Source organism: Pseudoduganella aquatica (genome assembly GCF_009857595.1).
In the GTDB taxonomy this organism is placed as follows: Bacteria; Pseudomonadota; Gammaproteobacteria; order Burkholderiales; family Burkholderiaceae_D; genus Rugamonas; species Rugamonas aquatica_A.
The window spans coordinates 103,404-123,423 of the sequence record NZ_WWCU01000009.1; the positions used below are offsets into that span (position 1 = coordinate 103,404).

General features: G+C 62.8%; 21 protein-coding genes and 2 tRNA genes. 8 read left to right on the forward strand and 15 right to left on the reverse strand.

All coding sequences use genetic code 11. The features are described 5' to 3' along the window. Window positions 1–4: 4 nt before the first annotated feature. From GTP77_RS10715 to GTP77_RS10730, 4 genes are all read left to right on the forward strand, one after another. A complete protein-coding gene (locus GTP77_RS10715) occupies window positions 5–199 on the forward strand; it encodes a hypothetical protein (RefSeq protein WP_161072147.1) in 195 nt (64 codons plus the stop codon). A gap of 71 nt (window positions 200–270) precedes the next feature. Further along, the gene (locus tag GTP77_RS10720) at window positions 271–810 is read left to right on the forward strand and encodes a phasin family protein (RefSeq protein WP_161072148.1); all 540 of its coding nucleotides are present in this window, start codon (window positions 271–273) and stop codon (window positions 808–810) included. A 100-nt stretch (window positions 811–910) separates the two neighbouring features. Continuing rightward, window positions 911–2,554, forward strand: a complete 1,644-nt coding sequence (locus tag GTP77_RS10725) for a VRR-NUC domain-containing protein (RefSeq protein WP_161072149.1) — start codon at window positions 911–913, stop codon at window positions 2,552–2,554. Next, on the forward strand, window positions 2,551–4,818 hold the full coding sequence (locus tag GTP77_RS10730; RefSeq protein ID WP_229202149.1) for an ATP-dependent DNA helicase: 2,268 nt from the start codon (window positions 2,551–2,553) through the stop codon (window positions 4,816–4,818). Before GTP77_RS10725 ends, GTP77_RS10730 begins: the two co-directional genes overlap by 4 nt. A gap of 4 nt (window positions 4,819–4,822) precedes the next feature. Here GTP77_RS10730 and GTP77_RS10735 read toward each other — a convergent pair whose 3' ends face one another. The 7 genes from GTP77_RS10735 to GTP77_RS10760 form a co-directional block, all read right to left on the reverse strand. Next, entirely contained in the window at window positions 4,823–5,458 is a 636-nt protein-coding gene (locus GTP77_RS10735) for a hypothetical protein (protein WP_161072151.1), read from the reverse strand. Next, entirely contained in the window at window positions 5,455–6,207 is a 753-nt protein-coding gene (locus tag GTP77_RS10740; protein ID WP_161072152.1) for a LytR/AlgR family response regulator transcription factor, read from the reverse strand. Before GTP77_RS10740 ends, GTP77_RS10735 begins: the two co-directional genes overlap by 4 nt. Before the next feature lie 2 nt (window positions 6,208–6,209). Beyond that, complete coding sequence (locus GTP77_RS10745; protein WP_161072153.1) at window positions 6,210–7,286, reverse strand: sensor histidine kinase; 1,077 nt, start codon at window positions 7,284–7,286, stop codon at window positions 6,210–6,212. A gap of 15 nt (window positions 7,287–7,301) precedes the next feature. Next, window positions 7,302–8,021, reverse strand: coding sequence for a LiaF transmembrane domain-containing protein (locus tag GTP77_RS10750; protein WP_228896025.1), 720 nt, complete (start codon window positions 8,019–8,021; stop codon window positions 7,302–7,304). Further along, a complete protein-coding gene (locus GTP77_RS10755; protein ID WP_161072154.1) occupies window positions 8,008–8,382 on the reverse strand; it encodes a LiaI-LiaF-like domain-containing protein in 375 nt (124 codons plus the stop codon). Before GTP77_RS10755 ends, GTP77_RS10750 begins: the two co-directional genes overlap by 14 nt. A gap of 194 nt (window positions 8,383–8,576) precedes the next feature. Then, window positions 8,577–8,738, reverse strand: a complete 162-nt coding sequence (locus GTP77_RS30185) for a hypothetical protein (RefSeq protein WP_187358675.1) — start codon at window positions 8,736–8,738, stop codon at window positions 8,577–8,579. Window positions 8,739–8,994: 256 nt separating this feature from the next. Further along, window positions 8,995–9,876 (reverse strand): LysR family transcriptional regulator, encoded by an 882-nt coding sequence (locus GTP77_RS10760; protein ID WP_161072155.1) that lies wholly within the window; start codon window positions 9,874–9,876, stop codon window positions 8,995–8,997. 121 nt (window positions 9,877–9,997) lie between these two features. Between GTP77_RS10760 and GTP77_RS10765 the strand changes: the two genes are divergently transcribed. The 3 genes from GTP77_RS10765 to GTP77_RS10775 all read left to right on the forward strand — a co-directional run bounded on the left by GTP77_RS10765 (window position 9,998) and on the right by GTP77_RS10775 (window position 13,061). Further along, the gene (locus tag GTP77_RS10765) at window positions 9,998–10,534 is read left to right on the forward strand and encodes an FxDxF family PEP-CTERM protein (RefSeq protein WP_161072156.1); all 537 of its coding nucleotides are present in this window, start codon (window positions 9,998–10,000) and stop codon (window positions 10,532–10,534) included. Window positions 10,535–10,644: 110 nt separating this feature from the next. After that, window positions 10,645–11,688, forward strand: a complete 1,044-nt coding sequence (locus GTP77_RS10770) for a type II asparaginase (protein WP_371869348.1) — start codon at window positions 10,645–10,647, stop codon at window positions 11,686–11,688. 251 nt (window positions 11,689–11,939) lie between these two features. Continuing rightward, a complete protein-coding gene (locus GTP77_RS10775) occupies window positions 11,940–13,061 on the forward strand; it encodes an HFCD family protein (RefSeq protein ID WP_161072158.1) in 1,122 nt (373 codons plus the stop codon). A gap of 7 nt (window positions 13,062–13,068) precedes the next feature. Here the strand turns inward: GTP77_RS10775 and GTP77_RS10780 are convergent. The 6 genes from GTP77_RS10780 to GTP77_RS10805 form a co-directional block, all read right to left on the reverse strand. Then, a tRNA-Arg gene (locus GTP77_RS10780) sits at window positions 13,069–13,145 on the reverse strand. An 80-nt stretch (window positions 13,146–13,225) separates the two neighbouring features. Next, window positions 13,226–13,302 (reverse strand) — tRNA-Pro (locus GTP77_RS10785). A gap of 71 nt (window positions 13,303–13,373) precedes the next feature. Next, window positions 13,374–14,723 (reverse strand): phosphoglucosamine mutase, encoded by a 1,350-nt coding sequence (gene glmM, locus GTP77_RS10790; RefSeq protein WP_161072159.1) that lies wholly within the window; start codon window positions 14,721–14,723, stop codon window positions 13,374–13,376. Window positions 14,724–14,740: 17 nt separating this feature from the next. Further along, window positions 14,741–15,574, reverse strand: a complete 834-nt coding sequence (gene folP / locus GTP77_RS10795) for a dihydropteroate synthase (protein WP_161072160.1) — start codon at window positions 15,572–15,574, stop codon at window positions 14,741–14,743. A 74-nt stretch (window positions 15,575–15,648) separates the two neighbouring features. After that, window positions 15,649–17,532 carry an ATP-dependent zinc metalloprotease FtsH gene (gene ftsH, locus GTP77_RS10800; RefSeq protein ID WP_161072161.1) on the reverse strand — a complete coding sequence of 628 codons (1,884 nt, stop codon included), beginning with the start codon at window positions 17,530–17,532 and terminating at the stop codon, window positions 15,649–15,651. 188 nt (window positions 17,533–17,720) lie between these two features. Further along, a complete protein-coding gene (locus tag GTP77_RS10805) occupies window positions 17,721–18,389 on the reverse strand; it encodes an RlmE family RNA methyltransferase (protein WP_161072162.1) in 669 nt (222 codons plus the stop codon). Between the two features lie 43 nt (window positions 18,390–18,432). Here GTP77_RS10805 and GTP77_RS10810 point away from each other — a divergent pair, with 43 nt between their 5' ends. Continuing rightward, on the forward strand, window positions 18,433–18,900 hold the full coding sequence (locus GTP77_RS10810; RefSeq protein WP_161072163.1) for a YhbY family RNA-binding protein: 468 nt from the start codon (window positions 18,433–18,435) through the stop codon (window positions 18,898–18,900). 111 nt (window positions 18,901–19,011) lie between these two features. Here the strand turns inward: GTP77_RS10810 and GTP77_RS10815 are convergent, their stop codons facing one another. After that, a complete protein-coding gene (locus GTP77_RS10815; RefSeq protein WP_161072164.1) occupies window positions 19,012–19,464 on the reverse strand; it encodes a DUF4149 domain-containing protein in 453 nt (150 codons plus the stop codon). Then, entirely contained in the window at window positions 19,464–19,940 is a 477-nt protein-coding gene (greA, locus tag GTP77_RS10820) for a transcription elongation factor GreA (RefSeq protein WP_132137431.1), read from the reverse strand. The genes GTP77_RS10815 and greA overlap by 1 nt, the downstream gene beginning before the upstream one ends. Between the last annotated feature and the right edge of the window lie 80 nt (window positions 19,941–20,020).

Below are 20,020 nucleotides of genomic sequence, written 5' to 3' on the forward strand. Positions count from 1 at the left end.
AGCCATGAAGAAGCTGACCGCCTCCCTGCTGCTGCTGTGCTGCACCGCCCTGGACGCCGCGCCCGCCCCGTTTTACTGGTGGGTGAGCAAGGTGGACGGCGCGCGCGTGTGCGCCCAAGGCCCGCTGGGCCAGGGCTGGGAGCGGGGGGCGCACGCTTACAAAGATAGCCGTTGCGAAAAATTAGCGTTTGCCAAATAATGGGGCCATAACAAGACGCTTTGTTGCAGGCCGGTATGCCGTAGTTCTATTCCAATAACCGAGGAGAACGAATGTTTACGAGTCCAGAGCAGTTCGCAGCCACCACCAAGGCCCTGTTTGAGTTTCAGCTTGAAACCTTCAATACGCTGACCAGCAAAGCCGTGCAAGGCGTGGAGCAAGTGGTGGCGCTGAATATGGCCACCGCCAAGAGCACCGTCGAGGAACAGCTGGCCGCCGGCAAGGAGCTGAGCCTGGCGCGCGATCCCAAGGCCGTCATGGCCGTGGCCGCTGCCAAAGTCCAGCCCGGCATGACCAATGCCGCCGCCTACAACGAGCAGCTGGGCGGCATCATTGCCGAAATCCGCGAGGAATTCACCCGCGCCGCCGACGCCCATATGACCGAAGCCAAAAGCACGCTGAGCGCGCTGATCTACGACGTGACCAAGAACGTGCGCCCCGGTTCCGAGAATGCGGTGCAGATCGTCAAGCAAGCCATCGACAACGCCTTCGCCGGCTACGAGCAGGTAACCAACGCCACCCGCCAGGCCGTGGCCAATGTGGAAGCGCAGGTCGCCAAGGCGGCGGCAACCGTCCAGCCAGGCAAAAAATAAGCCGCAAGGCTGTCCAACACGGGCCGGGAGCGCCGCACCGGTTGCTCCCGGCCCGCTAACGCGATACACTGTATGAACATACAGTTGGCAGCGCGTTGCAATGATCAGAGTTCTGGAAAACGAGTTTTATTACCTGGATAACTTCCACCAGGTTCTGCAGTGGATAGGCGAGCGCTACGACGACTTGCTCACTGCCGAGGAACGCGCTTTCCTCTCCCACTTCCCCGCCCTGCCCCGCGCCTCGCGCGCGCTGTTCGTGCGCATGGTCATGCGCAAAGGCGAACTGTTCCGCGCCAGCAAGCTGGTCTACGCCGAAATCGGCTGCGCGCACGAGGCGGCGCGGCCGCTGGCCGAGCTGGGCTGGATAGACGCCGACCCGGTGCTTACCCTGGAGCAGCTGTTCGCCCTGCTGCAAAAGCCCGAAATTGCGCGCGTGTTCCAGCTGGCCGGACATGAGAAAAACGCGCGCAAGCCCGAACAGCTGGCCGCACTGCGCGAGCGCCACGAGGGCGCGCACCGCTTCTCGGCCTGGTGCGGCCAGGCTTTCGACCATGTCTACCAGGTGCTGGCGCAGCCGCTGTGCGACCGCCTGCGCCTTATCTTCTTCGGCAACTACCACCAGGACTGGTCGGAATTCGTGCTGTCCGACCTGGGCGTGTACAAATACGAAAAGGTGGAGTTCTCGCCCTCCGCGCGCGGCTTCCGCAGCCGGCGCGACATCGACGACTACCTGGCCCTGCACCACTGCCGCGAACGCTTTACCGAAGGCGAAGATCCGCAGGAGGTGCTGCGCGCGCTGCCGCCCGCCATCGTCGGCAATGAATGGCTCAACAGCCGGCGCGACAAGCTGCTGTTCCAGATGGCGCAGCACTTGGAAAAACAGCAGGACTGGAACGGCGCGCACGGCATCTACGCGGCCTGCGCCTATCCGGGCGCACGGGCGCGCGCCATCCGCGTGCTGGAGAAAAGCGAGCAGGCCGGCGCCGCGCACGCGCTGCTGCTGCAAGCGCTGGCGCAGCCCGAGAGCGAGCACGAACGCCAGCAACTGCTGCGCATGCTGCCGCGCCTGCGCCGCAAGCTGGGCCATCCCAAGCCGCCCGCCGCCCAGCCCGCGCCCGTGGTGCGGCTGGACCTGACGCTGCCCATGCCCGAGGGGGAATGGTGGGTGGAAGGCGTGGTGCGCGACCACCTGGCGCGCGAGGAAGCGCCGGTGTACTACGTGGAAAACGCGCTGATCAACTCCCTGTTCGGGCTGCTGTGCTGGGACGCCATCTTCACCAGCATTCCCGGCGCCTTCTTCCATCCCTTCCACCATGGCCCGGCCGACCTGCACAGCGCCGACTTCCAGCGCCGCCGCGCGGCGCAGTTCGCCGCCTGCCTGGGCCAGCTGGACGACGGCGGCTACCAGGACACGATACGGCGCAACCTGCTTGCCAAGGACGGCATCCAGTCGCCCTTTGTCTACTGGGGCGCGCTGGACGCGGAGCTGGTGGACCTGGCGCTGGCCTGCATCCCGGCGGCGCACCTGAAGAAATGGTTCGAGCGCATCCTGCTCGACATCAAGGCCAACCGCAGCGGCTTCCCGGACCTGATCCAGTTCTGGCCCGCCGAGCGGCGCTACCACATGATAGAAGTGAAAGGCCCCGGCGACCGCCTGCAGGACAACCAGCTGCGCTGGATCAGCTACTGCGCCGAGCACCAGATGCCCATCACCGTCTGTTATCTGCAATGGGCGGAGGGATGACGGCCGCCTACACCGTGGCCGTGCGCGCGCTGTGCGAGTTCACCGCCAAGGCGGGCGACCTGGATCTGCGCTTCACGCCCACGCCCACCGCACAGGAAGGCATCGCCGGCCACGCGCTGGTGGCCTCGCGCCGCAACGACAGCTACGAGAAGGAAGTGAGCCTTTCCGGCGAATTCGGCCCGCTGCGCGTGCGCGGCCGCGCCGACGGCTACGACCCGCAGCAAAACCAGCTCGAAGAAATCAAGACCTTCCGTGGCGACCTGGCGCGCATGCCGGACAACCATCGCCAGCTGCACTGGGCGCAGCTGAAAATCTACGGCCACCTGCTGTGCCAGTCGCGCGGCCTCGACACGGTGCGCCTGGCGCTGGTGTATTTCGACGTGGGCAGCCAGAAGGAAACGCTGATCACCGAACAGGCCGATGCGGACAGCCTGCGCGCCTTCTACGAACTCCATTGCGGCCGCTTCCTGGCCTGGGCCGAACAGGAGATGGCGCACCGCGCGCAGCGCGACGCCGGCCTGCAGGCCATGCGCTTTCCGCACGCCGGTTTCCGCCCCGGCCAGCGGCAACTGGCGGAAGCCATGTACAAGGCCAGCACGCGCGCCTGCTCCCTATTGGCGCAGGCGCCCACCGGCATAGGCAAGACTGTCGGCAGCCTGTTCCCGCTGCTCAAGGCCAGCGCGGAGCACAAGCTGGACAAGGTGTTCTTCCTGGCCGCGAAAACCTCCGGCCGGCGCATGGCGCTGGACGCGGTGGAAACCATACGCGCATCCGCCCCGCTGCTGCCGCTGCGGGCGCTGGAACTGGTGGCGCGCAATACGGCCTGCGAACATCCGGACAAGGCCTGCCACGGCGAGTCCTGCCCGCTGGCGCGCGGCTTCTACGACCGTCTGCCCGCCGCCCGCAGCGCCGCCCTGTCGTCTCCGTCGCCCGTGCTCGACAAGGCCGCCGTGCGCGAAATCGCGCTGGCGCACCAGGTCTGCCCCTACTACCTGGGCACCGAACTGGCGCGCTGGGCCGACGTGGTGGTGGGCGACTACAACTACTACTTCGACATCAGCGCCATGCTGTACAGCCTGACGCTGCAGAACAACTGGAAAGTGAGCGTGCTGGCGGACGAGGCGCACAATATGGTCTCCCGCGCGCGCAAGATGTATTCGGCCGAACTGGAACACGCCGGCCTGCGCATGCTGCGCAAGACCGCGCCCGAGGCGCTGAAAAAGCCGCTCGATCGCGTGCATCGCCAGTGGAACACGCTGGAGAAGGAACAGGATGGCGAGTACCAGGTCCACACCGCGCTGCCCGAAAAATTCATGGCCGCGCTGCAAACGGCGGCCACCGCCATCGGCGAGTACTACGCAGAGCATCCTGCCTATGTGGACGAAGAACTGCAGCGCTTCTACTTCGACGCCTTCGGCTTTATGCGTCTGGCCGAGAGCTACGGCCAGCATTCGCTTTTCGACATCACCGTGAGCGGCGCCGGCACGCGCAGCAACTCCGTGCTCTGCCTGCGCAATATCGTCCCCGCGCCTTTCCTGAAGCCGCGCTTCGAGGCAGCCCACTCCACGGCGCTGTTCTCGGCCACGCTCAGCCCCTGGAACTACTATTGCGACACGCTGGGCATGCCGGACAACACCGCCTGGGTGGACGTGGAGTCGCCCTTTATCGCCGAGCAGCTGTCGGTACGCGTGGCCGGCCACATCTCCACCCGCTACCAGCACCGCGACCGCTCATTGGCGCCGATAGCGGAGCTGATGGGCGAGCAGTACCAGCGCCAGCCCGGCAACTACCTGGCCTTCTTCAGCAGCTTCGACTACATGGAAAAAGCCGCCGCGCTGTTCGCGGAACGGCATCCGGGCGTGCCGGTGTGGCTGCAAACGCGGCGCATGGACGAAGCGGGCCGCGAGCAGTTCCTGGCGCGCTTCAACGCGGCCGGCAGCGGCATCGGCTTCGCGGTGCTGGGCGGTTCGTTCGGCGAAGGCATAGACCTGCCCGGCGCACGCCTGATCGGCGCCTTTATCGCCACGCTCGGGCTGCCGCAGCTCAATCCGGTGAACGAGCAGATCCGCCAGCGCATGGACGCCATCTTCGGCTCGGGCTATGACTACACCTACACCTACCCCGGCATGCAGAAGATCGTTCAGGCGGCGGGCCGCGTGATCCGCACCGAGAGCGACCGGGGCACGGTCTACCTGATCGACGACCGCTACGCGCGGCCCGAGATCCAGGCGCTGCTGCCGTCCTGGTGGCGCATAGAACAATAGCGCATCAGCAGCGGGCCGCCCACGCCGTGAGCTCGCGAGCGCGTTTGCGCACCGTGATGACGGCGCTGCCGCCACGGTCGCTCACATAAGTCAGCTGGTAGAACTGGTCGGGCGTCACGTCGATCGCGGTGAGTTCGAACTTGTGGGCGCGCTGCGGTGCGCATTGCGTGTTGCCCGCAAAGAGCAGGCGCGCGCTTTGCAGCAGCGGGCCTTGCTGCTCCAGCACCGTCACGATGTCGCGGTCCCCCAGCGGCTGTTTGAGCAGCACGCGCTGGGGCGACACGCCGCAGTCGGACGAACGGTCCAGCCACACATGCTGGCGCTGCGCCCCGATTTCGCTCCAGCGCTGCGTCTTGGCGTCGTACACGTAGCCGTCGCTCCGGGCCAGGCACAAGCGCCAGGCGGCGCGCTGCGGCGCGCGCTCGGCCCACGCCGCCACGTTCCAGTCGCGCGCGCCCTCGCTGCGCCGCACCTCGTAGCTGGCCTTGAGCACCGCCCCGCCTGAATGCTGGCTGAACCATGTTTCGAAGGATTTGATCTCGGCGGCGCTGGGCTCGCGGGTTTCGGCCAACGCCGCGCCATGCCAGGCCAGCGGCCCGGCCAGCGCCAGCACGCGGAGGAAGTTGATAGTCCGCTTCATTGGATCACGCTGCGCACTTTCTGGTAACCGCTGCGGCTGATCGGCAAACGGGTGCCGTCCTTCAGTACCGCCACGTGGCTATCCTTGCCCGCCTGCTCGATGCGGCTCATGCATTCGATATTGAGCAGGTAGGAACGGTGTATGCGCAGGAACTTGTCCGCCTCCAGCTGGCTCTCCAGGTCGGAAAGGCGCTGGTTCTTCAGGTAGGACTTGCCCTCGGTGCGGATCTGCACGTAGTCGTCCTGCGCTTCGATGTAGTCTATCTTCTCGGCCGCGATCACGTGCACCTTGGCGCCGTCGCGTATCAGCACGCGGCCCAGCGGCTTGTTGCGGGCCGCCGCGTCGCGCACCACCTCGTCCAAACCCTCCTGCGCCACCGGCTGCGCATCGCCGACCTTGGCCAGACTGGCGCGCGCATGGGCCAGCGCCTGGTCGAAACGCTGCTGGCTGAAGGGCTTGAGCAGATAGTCCAGCGCGTGGTACTCGAAAGCCTTGATGGCGTACTGGTCGAACGCGGTGGCGAACATGAAGCGGCATTTGCCGGCGGCCAGCTCGGCCACTTCAAAGCCGTCCAGCTTGGGCATCTGGATGTCCAGTATCGCCAGGTCCGGCTCCAGTTCCGTGATGGCCTTGACGGCTTCGAAGCCGTTGGCGCATTCGGCCACCACTTCCACGTCCGCATGTTCCGCCAGGTACTCGCGCACCACGCCGCGCGCCAGTGCCTCGTCGTCCACTATGATAATGCGCATTGCTATCCTTCCTTGGTTTCTGCCGGCATGGTGATCGCCACGCTGAATACGGCGCCTGTACGCGCCCAGTGAATGCCGGCCTCGTGCCCGTAGGCGCAGGCCAGTCGCTGGCGCACGTTCTCCAGCCCTATGCCGTTGCCGTCCTTTGCCGCGCCGGACGGCGTGTCTTCATCCACCGCGTTGTCCACGCTGATGTGCAGCAGCGTGCCCGCGCGGCGTGCAGCCACCTTGATCCAGCCGCCTTCGGGCAGCTGGGCGATGCCGTGCTTGACGGCGTTTTCCACCAGCGGCTGGATGATCATGGGCGGCACCAGGCAAAAGCCTGCGCCGTCCTCCATCTCCTCCAGCAACGACAGGCGTTCACCGAAGCGGACTTTTTCTATCGCCAGGAAGTGGCGTATCAGCGCCATCTCCTGCTCCAGCGCCACCTTCTTGTGCGCTTCCATGCTCAGGCTCTGGCGGAAGAAACCCGCCAGCTGCAAGGTCATTTCGCGCGCGCCTTTCGGGTTCTGCGAGGTCAGCGCGCTGATGGAGTTCAAGCTGTTGAACAGGAAGTGGGGATCTATCTGGGTGCGCAGCATGCGCAGCTCGGCGTCCTGCGCCATCAGGCGCGATTGCAGCTCGCGGTGCTCGGCGCCGCGCGCCCTTTCGAATTCGGTCACCAGGTAGTTGATCGCGGCGAGCAGGCCATACAGCAGCACGCCCAGGCCGGAAATCAGTATCGCCATTTGCGGCGTGAACTCGATGCCGGCCCATGGCGCGTCCAGCAGGCGGCAGGCTTCGTTCCAGCCGCGCACCACCACGCTCCACAGCAGCGTGGACACGATGGCGGCCGCGCCCAGCGCCAGCAGCACATTAGCCGCGCCGCGCTCGGCCAGCGGATAGGCGCGGCACAGATAGTAGGCGGAGAATCCGGCGCTGGCCGCGTACACCAGCGTCACCGGTATCGCGAAGATCAAGGCGTTGGGCCAGGCGGCATCCTCCACCGCCACCGTCACGCCGCCCAGCGCCGCGCCCAGGAACAGCCAGACCATCAGGTACAGCGCTGCGCCCCGCCGGCTGGAAATCACGCCTTGCATTGTTGCGCCGGCCCTTTAGTTGCGCACTTCCAGGCCGCCCATGATGGCGTAGCCCCGGATGATCAGGCGCTTGCCGGCATCCTTGTTCGGGATGGTTTTCTCGCTGAAGCCGCCCAGCAGCGGTGTGCCCTGCAGGCTGACGGTCCAGTCGTCCGGCACCTTGATCTCCACGCCGCCGCACAGGGCGAACACGTTCAGCACGGCCTCGCCTTGCATATTGGCGTGGCGCAGGTCCAATTGGCAGCCGCCCATGATGGCGGTCACTTCGCCGCCGCGGAAATCGGTGGTGGTGATGCGGCGCTCCATGCCGCCCAGGATGGCCGTAACGCTGATTACGCTGTCGTCGCCGGCCTGCTCGCCCTGCTTGCCGAACTTGTCGAAGAACTGCGCAGGCATGCGGTTGTGGCTGGACTTGAAGATCACCATCAGGCCCACGCCTATCAGCACCAGCGGCCCCAGCGTGCGCCAGCTGATATACACCAGGCCGGTGCTTTTCAGGATCAGCGCCACGCCGAAGGCCAGCAGAAAGCCGCCGACAATACGGCCCCGGTTGTCGCCGGCCTGCGTCAGCTTGAGCGAGCCGGCCAGTATCAGCAGCACGGGCCAGAACTGCAGCGTGTAATCAAAATCGAGGATGCCGAAATTTTCGAGCAGGAACAGGCAGCCGAGGGCGATGACCGCCACGCCGATCAGGATCTGGCCGGCTCCGTGTTGTGGACGATTATTTTCCATCATAGTGCTCCTTGTTCGATACGAAGTAGTTTTCCAGCAGCGGTTTCAGCACCAGGGTAACGCCCCACATAATCAGCAGCAGCGGCCAGCTATTGCCGAAGGTCAGACCCCAGATATGTTCGAAGGAGCAGTAGAACCAGGCGCCGAAGAAGATGTGCGAGAAACCGTCCAGCACCAGCTTCACATTGGTCGGCGGCACCAGGTTGCTCAGGCCGGCCACGACCAGCAGCGCAGGCCAATAGCGCCAGATGGTGCCCCAGTGCAGTGCGCCGCTGCGGTCCAGCAGAAAAGCGACGCCCACGCCGGTGAGGATAATGCCCCAGCTTAGCTGTTTGCGCCAGTGTTGCCCGTTCTCGTTGCTCATCACCGCCTCCGTTTGAATGTGTGATGTAACAATACGGGGGAAGCGGGGGCGGCGATACCGCAATTCGGCGAACGGCGGGCAGCTACCGGTGAATGACGCCGTTTTCAGCGAATGGCGAAAATCGGGACGAACAAAAGGGTTCGGACCTTGCGGTGCGAACCCGGTGGATGAGACGGAGAATGTGCAGCGGCGGTTCAGAGGCGGTCGCCGGCGCTCATTTTCTGGTCATACATCATCAAGCCCCAGCCTAGCTGGCGGCGGATTTCCTCCGGCGTGGGAGGCGGTTGGACGTCCTGCGAGCGGCGTTCGAGATACTCGCGGACCACGTACTTCGATGGATGATTTGCCTGTGTCATGATGGCCTCCCAGTTTTTGCTTCGCTGTAGCTTCGAATTGGTGCCGGTACTCGAGGCGGCCGGCTAACCTGCTGAATGGCTACGGCGCTGCGCTTGATTCGCGGCGCCATGCACTTATCACGCAAGTCCATAGTAGTCCCGCGCGCCGGGAGGCACAGTACGTTAACGCACACTGGACGCACGGATTCTTTGAGGCAGGTCAAAACCCTGTAGGATCAAGCGCCGTAAGGGGCGGTGCGAATTCTTACACGCGCTGTCAGAGCTTCTTTTGCAGGAATTCGAGGAAGCAGCTGATACGCTGCGAGAGCTGCGTATTGCGGTAATAGACCGCGTGAATCTGCTGCCGGAAGCCGGTAGAGTGCTGCTCCAATACCTTGACCAGGCGGCCGGCGGCGATGTCGGCGCGCGTCATGAAATCGGACAGGCAGACGATGCCCTGCCCGGCCAGCGCAAGCTGGCGCAAGGTCTCGCCGCTGGACGCGGCCAGCGCCGGCGTCACCTGCAAGGAGTTGCCGGCAGCATGGCGCAGCGGCCAGACGTTGCCCAGTTCGTATTGCGCGAAACCGAGCAACTCGTGCCGCGCCAGGTCCTCCGGCGTGGCGGGCTCGCCGTGCCGCGCCAGATAAGCCGGGCTGGCCAGCACATGCAACGGGCTGGAACTGAGCGCGCGCGCATGCAGCGTCGAATCGCTCAGCGCGCCAATGCGGATGGCGATATCGGTGCGGTGCTCGATCAGGTCTGCAATCTGGTCGTTGCTGGTAAGTTCCAGGCGAATGTCCGGATACAGCGCGCGGAACTCGGCTACGTGGGGCACCACGCAATGCAGCATGAAGGGCGAAGCGGCGTCCACGCACAGCCTGCCGGCCGGCTTCTGGCGTCGGATGCGGATGGTTTCTTCGGCCTCTTCCATGGCGGCCAGGATGGCGCGCGCCTGTTCCAGGAATAAATGGCCCTCTTCCGTCAGCTCCATGCGGCGCGTGGTGCGCGTGAGCAAGGTCGTGGCCAGCTTCTCCTCCAGCCGCGCCAGCGCACGGCTCACGCCCGAGGTGGTCTGGCCCAGATGCACCGAGGCGGCGCTCAGGGTGCCGCTATCGACCACCGCCACGAAGATTTTCAGGTCGTCCGAATTGATATCCATGCCGGATTATAGACCGCGCACATTACATAGTTGAATTAACTCGGCCAAGCGGACTGATACATTGAAGTGCTTATCAAAGCGCAAAGATTGGCATATTTCCCACACGCACAAGGAGAGTCTTATGAACAATGCTATCTGCGGCAAGGCCATCGCTGCCCTGCTGCTGTCCGCCGGTTTGCTCGCCAGCACCACCGCCCGCGCCGGCTTGCTGGAATTCGACGGCCAGGGCAACGCCGTGTTCGGCGTGACGCACGAAGCGCCCGGCATCTACACGGACGAGTTCGTATTTTCCCTGGAGGGCGAGGAGCACTACTATGCTTCCGGCAGCGCGGTTCCAGGCTATTCCTTCTTCAACAATACGCTGTCGGCCAACTACTGGATCACCGGGGTCCAGATCTTCAGCCAGAACTCCGACAGCAGCCGCACCTATCTGCAAACGCTCACCTCCCATGACGGCCCCACCGTTTTCTATCCCTTCAACCACCTCACGCCCGGCAACTATGGCTTCATCATCAGCGGCCGCACCCTGCAAGCGGGCTCAGGCGGCTCCTTCGCGGGCAATTTCAATATCTCCCCCGTGCCGGAACCGGCGACCTACGGCATGCTGCTGGGCGGCATGGCGGTAATCGCGTTTGCAGTCCGGCGCCGGAAATCCTGAAAAACTGACAACGGGCGGCGAGATTTGTTACCATCGCCGCTTGTCAGTTCAACAGGAGAGAAAAAATGCTGCATCAAAAGACGGCCCAATTCATGGCCGCGGTATTTGGCATGTTCATTATTGCCACGGCCCAGGTTCATGCCCAGGACGCGGCCAAGCCCAAACTCGCCAATGTGACCATCCTGGCGACAGGCGGCACCATCGCAGGCAGCGGCGCGACGTCCACCACCACGGTCGGCTACACCGCCGCCACGGTTGGGGTACAGCAACTTATCAAGGCCGTGCCGGAACTGGCAAACGTGGCCAACGTCAGCGGCGAACAGGTATTCCAGATCGCCAGCGAAAGCATGACCAATGAACACTGGCTGACCCTGGCCAAGCGCGTCAATGTGCTGCTGGCTCAAAACAGCGTGGACGGCATTGTTATTACCCACGGCACCGATACGCTGGAAGAAACCGCTTATTTCCTAAACCTGGTGGTTAAAAGCCGCAAGCCGGTCGTATTGGTCGGCGCCATGCGCCCCTCCACCGCCATGTCCGCCGACGGCCCAATCAATTTGTATAACGCCGTACTGCTGGCAGCCGATCCATCCGCCGCAGGCAAAGGCGTGCTGGTAGCCATGGGCGACCAGATTCATGGCGCGCGCGATGTGAGCAAAACCAATACCTCCACTCCGGACGCATTTAAAACCACCGAATTGGGCATGCTGGGTTATATCCAGGGCAGCAAGCCATACTTTTATCGCGTATCGACCCGCAAGCACACCGTTGATAGCGAATTCGACATTTCCAACCTGAGCGCACTGCCGCAAGTGGATATCGTTTATGGCTACGCCAATATGAATACCGTGGCGCTGGACGCATTTATTGCAGCAGGCGCCAAAGGCATTATCCACGCCGGCACCGGCGACGGCAGCGTTGCCGCCAGAGTAAAACCGGGCCTGGTTGCCGCGCGCAAAGGCGGCGCTATTATCGTGCGCGCCAGCCGCGTAGGCCAGGGCATTCTGGCCCGTAATGGCGAAGCCAATGACGACGAACTGGACTTCGTGGTTGCCGACACGCTGAATCCACAAAAAGCGCGCATCCTGCTGATGCTGGCGCTGACCAAAACCAATAACACCAAAGAATTGCAGCGCATATTCTACAACTACTAAGCCTCGCCGCTCAGTAATCAGGCCTTCCCATCCGGGAAGGCCTTTTTTTGTTGCCCAGTACTAAACCGCAACTTTCCGCACCAGCCCTGCCCACGCCCAGATCGCGCCAAAGATTAGCTTATTCACACCAATTCCTGGCAGGGACGCCACAGGCGGACCACCTGCAACAAGGCGCCCAGCCCCGCACGCTTGCATTGCTTGACACTGGCAGCTTGAGTGATACCATGAGGCAACACCCTATCGAGTTCGCCATGCATACCCAAATCCAGACTGAGCGCCATATCGCCACGCCACATCGGGCGTTATTCACGCCCTGGACGGACGTGTTATTACTGGGCGGCGGCTCCGTTGCGGCGCTATTCCTATTTAAACTGCTGCACCTCGGCGCGGAAAGCGTCGCGCAATTGGCTATTGTGATGCTGATACTCGCCAATTTCGTCAATCATCCGCATTTCGCTTATTCCTACCAACTGTTTTATGGATCGTGGAAAGAGGTTAAAAATGGCGGCATGCCAGCGGATTTGACGAAACGCTGGTGGCTTGCGGGATTTATCGCACCAATTGCATTAATCCTGGCATTAACCGCTGGCGCACTGCTCTGGCTGAATGGACAACAATTGGCGCTCGGCGTCTGCCTTAATCTGATGGGATTGCTGGTCGGCTGGCATTATGTGAAACAAGGCTTTGGCATGGCGATGATGGATGCTGCTTTCAAAAAGCGCTATTGGCCTGCCACCACACGGAAGGCCATGCTGATGAATGCCTACGCTTGCTGGGTAGCCGCCTGGACGCTGGGAAACAGCACGCAAATCGCCAAGGACTTGTGGGGAATATTGGGCATTCCTATGAATGTTCCCGGCTTTATCACCATTATCGCTTGTACGATTGCAGGCGGCACCACGATCTGGTTCGTGCTTGAGGTTTATCGCGCCATTAAACAATGGCAGGCGCAGCAATTAAACTGGAAACAGCTGCCGATAGCCGGACTAACCGCCTATCTCGTCACGCTCTATATCTGGATGGGATTGATCAGCCTGGATGCGGCCTTCGTGTTGACCATCCCCTTCTTCCATTCGCTGCAATATCTGACCGTTATCGGCCGTTATAAAGCCAACGAAGCCGCTTCGGGCGGCTGGTCCAGGGGACAGTTGCTGAGCTTTGTACTGGCCGGCGCCGTACTGGGCGCGATCGGCTTCTGGGTGCTCCCCGGCGTGCTGGACTATGCCCGCACCGGCGCCCTGCCCAAGCTTGGCGGCACCGCGCTGGCCGTCGCCTGCTGCTGGATCTTCATCAACGTCCATCATTATCTGATCGACAACGTGCTGTGGCGCCAGGGAAATCCCAAGGTGAAGAAGTATTTGTTTGAGGCGTGAAGATGGTTGGCCTGCCCAGCTGGGTTCGAACCAGCGACCCTCAGCTTAGAAGGCTGATGCTCTATCCAACTGAGCTATGGGCAGTCAGGGTATTTTATGCCGGCAGAAAAACTCTGCGGAAATGAAAAACGGGCTGTCTTTCGACAGCCCGTCTTATACGTTCTTGGTCGGAGTACAAGGATTCGAACCTTGGACCCCCTGGTCCCAAACCAGGTGCGCTACCGGGCTGCGCTACACTCCGATGAACGTATTATAGGCCCTGGCCCCCTATGGCGTCAATGAAACGGCGGAAAAGTTTCAACTGATTAATACTTAGGCAGCGAGCTTGGCCTCTACTTTGTCGGCGATGCGGCGGGCGCAGCTTTGCGCGGCGGCGGCGTCGCGCGCCTCTACCATCACACGGATCAGCGGTTCGGTGCCGGAGGCGCGTATCAGCACGCGGCCGCTGTCGCCCAGTTCGCGCTCCACGGCTTCCTTCTCGGCCACCATGGCGGGATTCTTCTGCCAGTCGAAACCGGCCGGCACGCGCACATTGATCAAAGTCTGCGGGAACAGCACCAGCTCGGCTGCGCACTGCTCCAGCGACTTGCCGCTGCGCTTGAGCGCGGACAGCACTTGCAGCGCGGACACGATGCCGTCGCCGGTGGTGTGCTTGTCCAGGGCCAGCAGGTGGCCGGAGCCCTCGCCGCCCAGCAGCCAGCCGCGCTCCTGCATCACTTCCAGCACGTAGCGGTCGCCCACCTTGGCGCGCGCGAAGGGGATGTTTTTGTGCTTGAAGGCCACTTCCAGCGCCATATTCGTCATCAGCGTGCCGACGGCGCCGGCTACCGGGCCGGTGGCGCAGCGGTCCATCACCATCACGTACAGCAGCTCGTCGCCGTTGTAGAGGCGGCCCTTGGCGTCGCACATGATCAGGCGGTCGGCGTCGCCATCCAGCGCGATGCCGAGGTCGGCGCCCTGCTCGACCACCGCGGCGGCCATGGCGGCCGGCGCGGTGGCGCCAAAGCCGTCGTTGATGTTGTAGCCGGATGGCTTGTTGCCGATGGCGATCACTTCCGCGCCCAGTTCATGGAACACGTGCGGCGCGATGTTGTAGGCGGCGCCGTGGGCGCAGTCGACCACCACTTTCAGGCCGCGCAGGTCCAGCGCGTTGGGGAAGGTGCTCTTGCAGAACTCGATGTAGCGGCCTTGCGCGTCGTCCAGGCGCTTGGCGCGGCCCAGCTTCTCGGGCGCCACGCATTCCATCGGCAGGTCCAGCTGGGCTTCAATGTCCAGTTCCACCGCGTCGGGCAGCTTGGCGCCCTGGTCGGAGAAGAACTTGATGCCGTTGTCCTGATACGGGTTGTGCGAGGCGGAAATGACCACGCCGGCCTGCAGGCGCAGCGCGCGGGTCAGGTAGGCAATGGCGGGGGTCGGCATGGGGCCGGCCAGCATCACGTCCACGCCGGCGGCCGCGAAACCGGCTTCCAGCGCCGCTTCCAGCATATAGCCGGAGATGCGGGTGTCTTTGCCGATCAGCACGGTCGAGCGGGCCGTGCCGCTCATGTTCTTGACCAGCACTTTGCCTGCGGCGTAGCCCAGGCGCATGACGAAGTCGGGGGTGATGGGCGCGACGCCCACCAGGCCGCGGACGCCGTCGGTACCAAAATATTTACGTGCCATGTCGGATCTCTTTATCGTTAGTTTGCCGCTTGCCATACTTTCAGCGCATCGACGGTTTCTGCCACGTCGTGCACCCTGACTATCTGCGCGCCATGCGCCACCGCCGCCAGCGCGCCGCCTATGCTGCCGGCCATGCGCTGCTCGACCGGCTTGCCGGTCACCGCCCCTATCATGGACTTGCGCGACAGGCCTGCCAGCAGCGGCACGCCCAGTTCTTCCACCATGCGGCGGCCAGCCTTAATCAAAGCATAATTATGCTCGACAGTCTTGCCAAAGCCAAATCCCGGATCGATCCAGATGCGACCTGGATCAATACCGGCGCCAGTCAGTGCGGCGATGCGCTCGCGCAGGAACTCCGTCACCTCGCTCACCACGTCAGTGTAATCGGGCTGCTCCTGCATGGTGGCCGGTTCGCCGCGCATGTGCATAATACACAACGCACAGTCGCTGTCGCGCACGGCTGCGATGGCGCCCTCGGCGCGGAAACCGTTGATGTCGTTGATCATGTCCACGCCGGCCAGCACCGCTTCGCGCATGACGGCGGGCTTGTAGGTGTCCACCGAAATGGCCTTGCCGCAGTCGCGCAGCGCGTAGACCACGGGCATGACGCGGCGCAGCTCGTCCTCCAGCGTGACGGCCGGAGCGCCGGGGCGGCTCGATTCGCCGCCGATGTCGATGATGTCCACGCCCTGCTCTATCATCTGCTCGGCGTGGGCAATGGCGAACTCCAGCGAGGCGTGCTGGCCGCCGTCCGAGAAGGAATCCGGGGTAACGTTGAGGATGCCCATGACCAGGGCGCCTGCGGGATGCAGCGGGAGGTTGAAACGGCCGAACGGGATAGTCTGTCGCATAAAACTGGTAAAGGGGGTAAAAAGTAAAAAAGGGCGAGGATCGCTCCTCACCCTTTCATTCTGGCACGCGGCGCTTAGGCCGGGGCGGTGGCGCTGCTAGGCGTTGCGCCGGGGCCGTCGCCGCTAGGCTGCTTGCGCAGCGTGACGCCGGCTTTCGGCGGACGCGGCTCGATGCCCGCCATGATGTCGTTGATCTGGTCGGCGTCGATGGTTTCCCATTCCAGCAGCGACTTGGTCATCACTTCCACCTTGTCGCGGTTTTCTTCCAGCAGCTTGCGGGCCAGCGCGTATTGCGTGTCCAGGATGTTGCGGATTTCCGCGTCCACCTTCTGCTGCGTGGCTTCCGAAATGGTCTTGTTGGTGCCGCCCATGAAGCCTTCGTTCTGGGTGTCCTCGTAGACCATGACGCCCAGCGCGTCGGACATGCCGAAGCGCGTGACCATGGAGCGGGCCAGCTTGGTGGCGCGCGAGAAGTCGTTCGAGGCGCCGGTCGACATCTGGCCGACGAAGATTTCCTCGGCAATACGGCCGCCGAACAGGATGGAAATCTCTTCCAGCATCTTGTCCTTGTAGCCGGAGATGTTGTCGTGCTCGGGCAGCTGCCAGGTCAGGCCCAAGGCCCAGCCGCGCGGCATGATGGTCACTTTGTGCACCGGATCGGCCTTCGGCAGCAGCTTGGCCACGACGGCGTGGCCGGACTCGTGGTAGGCCGTGTTGCGGCGCTCTTCCTCGCGGATAATCATGGACTTGCGTTCCGGACCCATGAAGATCTTGTCTTTCGCGTCCTCGAAGTCCTGCATGTCGACCAGGCGCTTGTTGCGGCGCGCGGCGAACAGGGCTGCTTCATTGACCAGGTTGGCCAGGTCGGCGCCGGAGAAGCCGGGGGTGCCGCGCGCCAGGATGTCGGCCTTCACGTCGGTGCCGATAGGCACTTTGCGCATGTGCACGTTCAGAATCTGTTCGCGGCCGCGGATGTCCGGCAGGCCAACGGAAACCTGGCGGTCGAAACGGCCCGGACGCAGCAGCGCCTTGTCCAGCACGTCGGCGCGGTTGGTTGCCGCCACGACGATCACGCCGGAGCTTGCTTCAAAACCGTCCATCTCGACCAGCAGCTGGTTCAGCGTCTGTTCGCGTTCGTCGTTGCCGCCGCCCATGCCGGCGCCGCGATGGCGGCCGACAGCGTCGATCTCGTCGATGAAGATGATGCAAGGCGAATGCTTCTTGGCGTTCTCGAACATGTCGCGCACGCGGCTTGCGCCCACGCCGACGAACATTTCCACGAAGTCCGAACCGGAAATCGAGAAGAACGGCACTTTGGCTTCGCCGGCAATGGCGCGCGCCAGCAGGGTTTTACCGGTGCCCGGAGGACCGACCATCAGCACGCCGCGTGGAATGCGGCCGCCCAGTTTCTGGAATTTGGTGGGGTCTTTCAGGAAGTCGACGATCTCGGTCACTTCCTCTTTGGCTTCGTCGCAGCCGGCCACATCGCCAAAGGTGACGGTGTTGTTGGTTTCATCGAGCATGCGCGCCTTGGACTTGCCGAAGGAGAACGCGCCGCCCTTGCCGCCGCCCTGCATCTGGCGCATGAAGAAGATCCACACGCCGATCAGCAGCAGCATCGGGAACCAGGACACGAACACCTGCTGCAGGAACGATGGTTCCTCAGGCGGTTTCACGTCGAAATGCACATTGTTGTCGCGCAGGTCGCCGATCAGGCCGCGGTCCAGGTAGGTGGACGTGGTGCGCACCTTGCTGCCGTCGTCCTTGGTCGCGGTGATGACGTTGCCTTCAATGACGACGTCCTTGACGCGCCGGCCTTTTACGTCATCCAGCAAATCGGAATAAGCAATGGTCTTCGAACCAGCGGCCGTGCCATGATTCTCGAATTGCTTAAACAGCATGAATAATAGCAGGGCAACGACTACCCAAATGGCTGATTTGGAAAACATGTTATTCACGAAAACTCCTTGAATGCGGGGCGCATCTTTGACCGATAGCTAGAAATCCGATTTTACTCGCAATACCGCCAACCGTGCCATAAACCTGCCCCGTACGGTGCACAAATCCGGCGTGCACCTGCCGCGAAGAGACGCAAAGCCGCTCCTCAACGCAAGATTTGCGGCCGGGACCGCAAATATCAAGGGCTTTACACTATGGGATTGGACTTATTTTCCACCGGATTTTTCAATCCGCGGCCCAGCAGGAAGATTTCCGACGATTTATCGCGGCTGGCCTTGGGCTTTTTCTGCGTCACGGTCTTGAACTCGGCGCGGAATTTCTCGTACACCGAGTTGAAACCCATGTCCTTGAAGCATTTGACCAGCAGCGCGCCGCCCGGTTTCAGGTGCAGCTGCGAAAATTCGATGGCCAGGTCGATCAAATCCTCCATGCGCGCCGAGTCCGCCGTGGCGATGCCGGACAGATTGGGCGCCATGTCGGACAGCACCAGGTCGCATTTGCGCCCTTGCAACACTTCGCCCAGCTGCTCCAGGATCTCGATCTCGCGGAAGTCGCCTTGTATAAAATGCATGTCGGCAATCGGCTCCATGGGCAGCATGTCCAGCCCTATCATGGTGCCGTTGATGCCGCCGCCCTCCTTGCCGGCCAGCTTGCGCCGGACGTACTGGCCCCAGCTGCCGGGAGTGCAGCCCAGGTCGACGATCACCTGCCCTGGTTTGACCAGATTCTCGTCTTCATCGATCTCCTTGAGCTTGTAAGCGGCGCGGGCGCGGTAGCCATCTTTCTGCGCTGCTTTCACGTAAGGATCGTTAATATGGTCATGCAACCAGTTTTTGTTTAATTTCTTCTTCTTCATTCGCGTAGAATACTGCCTTTAGAGAACCACCGAAAATAATATTATGATCAAACTCACTCCCGTTGAACGCGCCGCCCTGCGCGCCGAGGCCCACGGCCTGAAACCTGTCGTCATGATAGGCGAAGCGGGCTTGACGCCTGCCGTCATCAAGGAAATCGAACTGGGCCTCGACGCCCACGGCCTGATCAAGGTCCGCGTGTTCGGCGACGACCGCGAAGCCCGTGCCGGCATGTACGACACCATCTGCGAGGAGCTCAAAGCGGCTCCGGTGCAGCATATCGGCAAACTGCTGGTCCTGTACCGTCCGAAAAAGGAAGTGGAAAAGGAACGCAGCGGCAAGGTCGGCAAGGGCATGCGCATGGTTACCATCGTGAAACCTAGCGCCAGCGGCACCAAAAAGCCGTCGGTCAGCAAGGTCTTGCTGAAGGGAAATGAACGCGTTACCGAAGGCGGCACCATCAAACGTGCCAAGGTACGCCAGAAGAGCACCAAGAAGTCGTCGCTGGCTTGAGCCGGTGTGGCGGGTTACGGTGCTGCCCACCTAACCCGCCCTACAGGCCGCGCTCTGCGTAGGGCGGGTTAGGCGCAAGGCGCCGTAACCCGCCACGCAGCAAATTTCAATTCACTGCTTTAAGACCAGCCAGCCCGCCAGCAGGCTCTGGATCAGGTAGATGCCGCTCGACACACCGTGCAGCATGCCGAAACGGCTCTTCATGGCCGACTCCATCACACCCGCCGGCCCCGCCGCGGCGCGCAGCTCGGCCATCATCGGCTGCAGGCCGAAGTGGCTCACCACCGTGCACATCACCATCAGGACGATAATCGCCAGCACCGTGCGGCGGCGCTGTCCATCCCATTCCGGCGTGCCGCGCCACAGCAACAGCAGCATGGCCAGGCCGCAGCCCAGCGACAGCATGGCCATGGCGTGGAACATGCTGCCGGCGATGGTGCCGGCCAGCACGCGGTCGCTCAGGGTGGCGAACAGCGTGGGCGCCACCAGGTAGCCCACCGCCCACAGGCTGCCGGCCCACAGGACGGCTACCAGCAAACGCAGCTTGGGCAGCAAGCTCCGCATCAGATGTAGCGCACTTCCAGGATTTCGTATTCGCGCGGGCCGGACGGCGCCTGCACTTCCACCACGTCGCCGGCCGACTTGCCGATCAGCGCGCGGGCGATCGGCGAGGTCACCGACACTTTGCTCAGTTTCAGGTCGGCTTCATCCAGGCCGACGATCTGGTAGGTCACCTTGGCGCCCGATTCCAGGTCTTCCAGGTCCACGGTCGACGCGAACACCACGCGGCCTTCCGCGTCCAGCTGGGTAGGATCGATGATCTGCGCTGCGCTCAGCTTGCCTTCCAGTTCCGCGATGCGGCCTTCCACGAACGCCTGGCGCTCCTTGGCGGCATCATACTCGGCGTTTTCGGACAGGTCGCCATGCGAACGCGCTTCGGCGATCGCGTCGATCACGATGCGGCGCTCCTTGGTCTTCAACTGGTGCAGCTCCTCCTTCAGGAGTTCTGCGCCGAATTTGGTCAATGGAACTGAAGTCATATTTGTCTCTCTAGGTTACGAAAAGCACAGAGCCCGCGCCATGCATCGGCGCGGGCTCTGTGTCAGCGATTTGGATTGCG

What these genes read in the sequence shown, in the direction of transcription:
- GTP77_RS10715 (WP_161072147.1), top strand. Translation starts at nt 5, where the DNA reads ATGAAGAAGCTGACCGCCTCCCTGCTGCTGCTGTGCTGCACCGCCCTG.
- GTP77_RS10720 (WP_161072148.1), top strand. Translation starts at nt 271, where the DNA reads ATGTTTACGAGTCCAGAGCAGTTCGCAGCCACCACCAAGGCCCTGTTT.
- GTP77_RS10725 (WP_161072149.1), top strand. Translation starts at nt 911, where the DNA reads ATGATCAGAGTTCTGGAAAACGAGTTTTATTACCTGGATAACTTCCAC.
- GTP77_RS10730 (WP_229202149.1), top strand. Translation starts at nt 2,551, where the DNA reads ATGACGGCCGCCTACACCGTGGCCGTGCGCGCGCTGTGCGAGTTCACC.
- GTP77_RS10735 (WP_161072151.1), bottom strand. Translation starts at nt 5,458, where the DNA reads ATGAAGCGGACTATCAACTTCCTCCGCGTGCTGGCGCTGGCCGGGCCG.
- GTP77_RS10740 (WP_161072152.1), bottom strand. Translation starts at nt 6,207, where the DNA reads ATGCGCATTATCATAGTGGACGACGAGGCACTGGCGCGCGGCGTGGTG.
- GTP77_RS10745 (WP_161072153.1), bottom strand. Translation starts at nt 7,286, where the DNA reads ATGCAAGGCGTGATTTCCAGCCGGCGGGGCGCAGCGCTGTACCTGATG.
- GTP77_RS10750 (WP_228896025.1), bottom strand. Translation starts at nt 8,021, where the DNA reads ATGATGGAAAATAATCGTCCACAACACGGAGCCGGCCAGATCCTGATC.
- GTP77_RS10755 (WP_161072154.1), bottom strand. Translation starts at nt 8,382, where the DNA reads ATGAGCAACGAGAACGGGCAACACTGGCGCAAACAGCTAAGCTGGGGC.
- GTP77_RS30185 (WP_187358675.1), bottom strand. Translation starts at nt 8,738, where the DNA reads ATGACACAGGCAAATCATCCATCGAAGTACGTGGTCCGCGAGTATCTC.
- GTP77_RS10760 (WP_161072155.1), bottom strand. Translation starts at nt 9,876, where the DNA reads ATGGATATCAATTCGGACGACCTGAAAATCTTCGTGGCGGTGGTCGAT.
- GTP77_RS10765 (WP_161072156.1), top strand. Translation starts at nt 9,998, where the DNA reads ATGAACAATGCTATCTGCGGCAAGGCCATCGCTGCCCTGCTGCTGTCC.
- GTP77_RS10770 (WP_371869348.1), top strand. Translation starts at nt 10,645, where the DNA reads ATGTTCATTATTGCCACGGCCCAGGTTCATGCCCAGGACGCGGCCAAG.
- GTP77_RS10775 (WP_161072158.1), top strand. Translation starts at nt 11,940, where the DNA reads ATGCATACCCAAATCCAGACTGAGCGCCATATCGCCACGCCACATCGG.
- glmM (WP_161072159.1), bottom strand. Translation starts at nt 14,723, where the DNA reads ATGGCACGTAAATATTTTGGTACCGACGGCGTCCGCGGCCTGGTGGGC.
- folP (WP_161072160.1), bottom strand. Translation starts at nt 15,574, where the DNA reads ATGCGACAGACTATCCCGTTCGGCCGTTTCAACCTCCCGCTGCATCCC.
- GTP77_RS10805 (WP_161072162.1), bottom strand. Translation starts at nt 18,389, where the DNA reads ATGAAGAAGAAGAAATTAAACAAAAACTGGTTGCATGACCATATTAAC.
- GTP77_RS10810 (WP_161072163.1), top strand. Translation starts at nt 18,433, where the DNA reads ATGATCAAACTCACTCCCGTTGAACGCGCCGCCCTGCGCGCCGAGGCC.
- GTP77_RS10815 (WP_161072164.1), bottom strand. Translation starts at nt 19,464, where the DNA reads ATGCGGAGCTTGCTGCCCAAGCTGCGTTTGCTGGTAGCCGTCCTGTGG.
- greA (WP_132137431.1), bottom strand. Translation starts at nt 19,940, where the DNA reads ATGACTTCAGTTCCATTGACCAAATTCGGCGCAGAACTCCTGAAGGAG.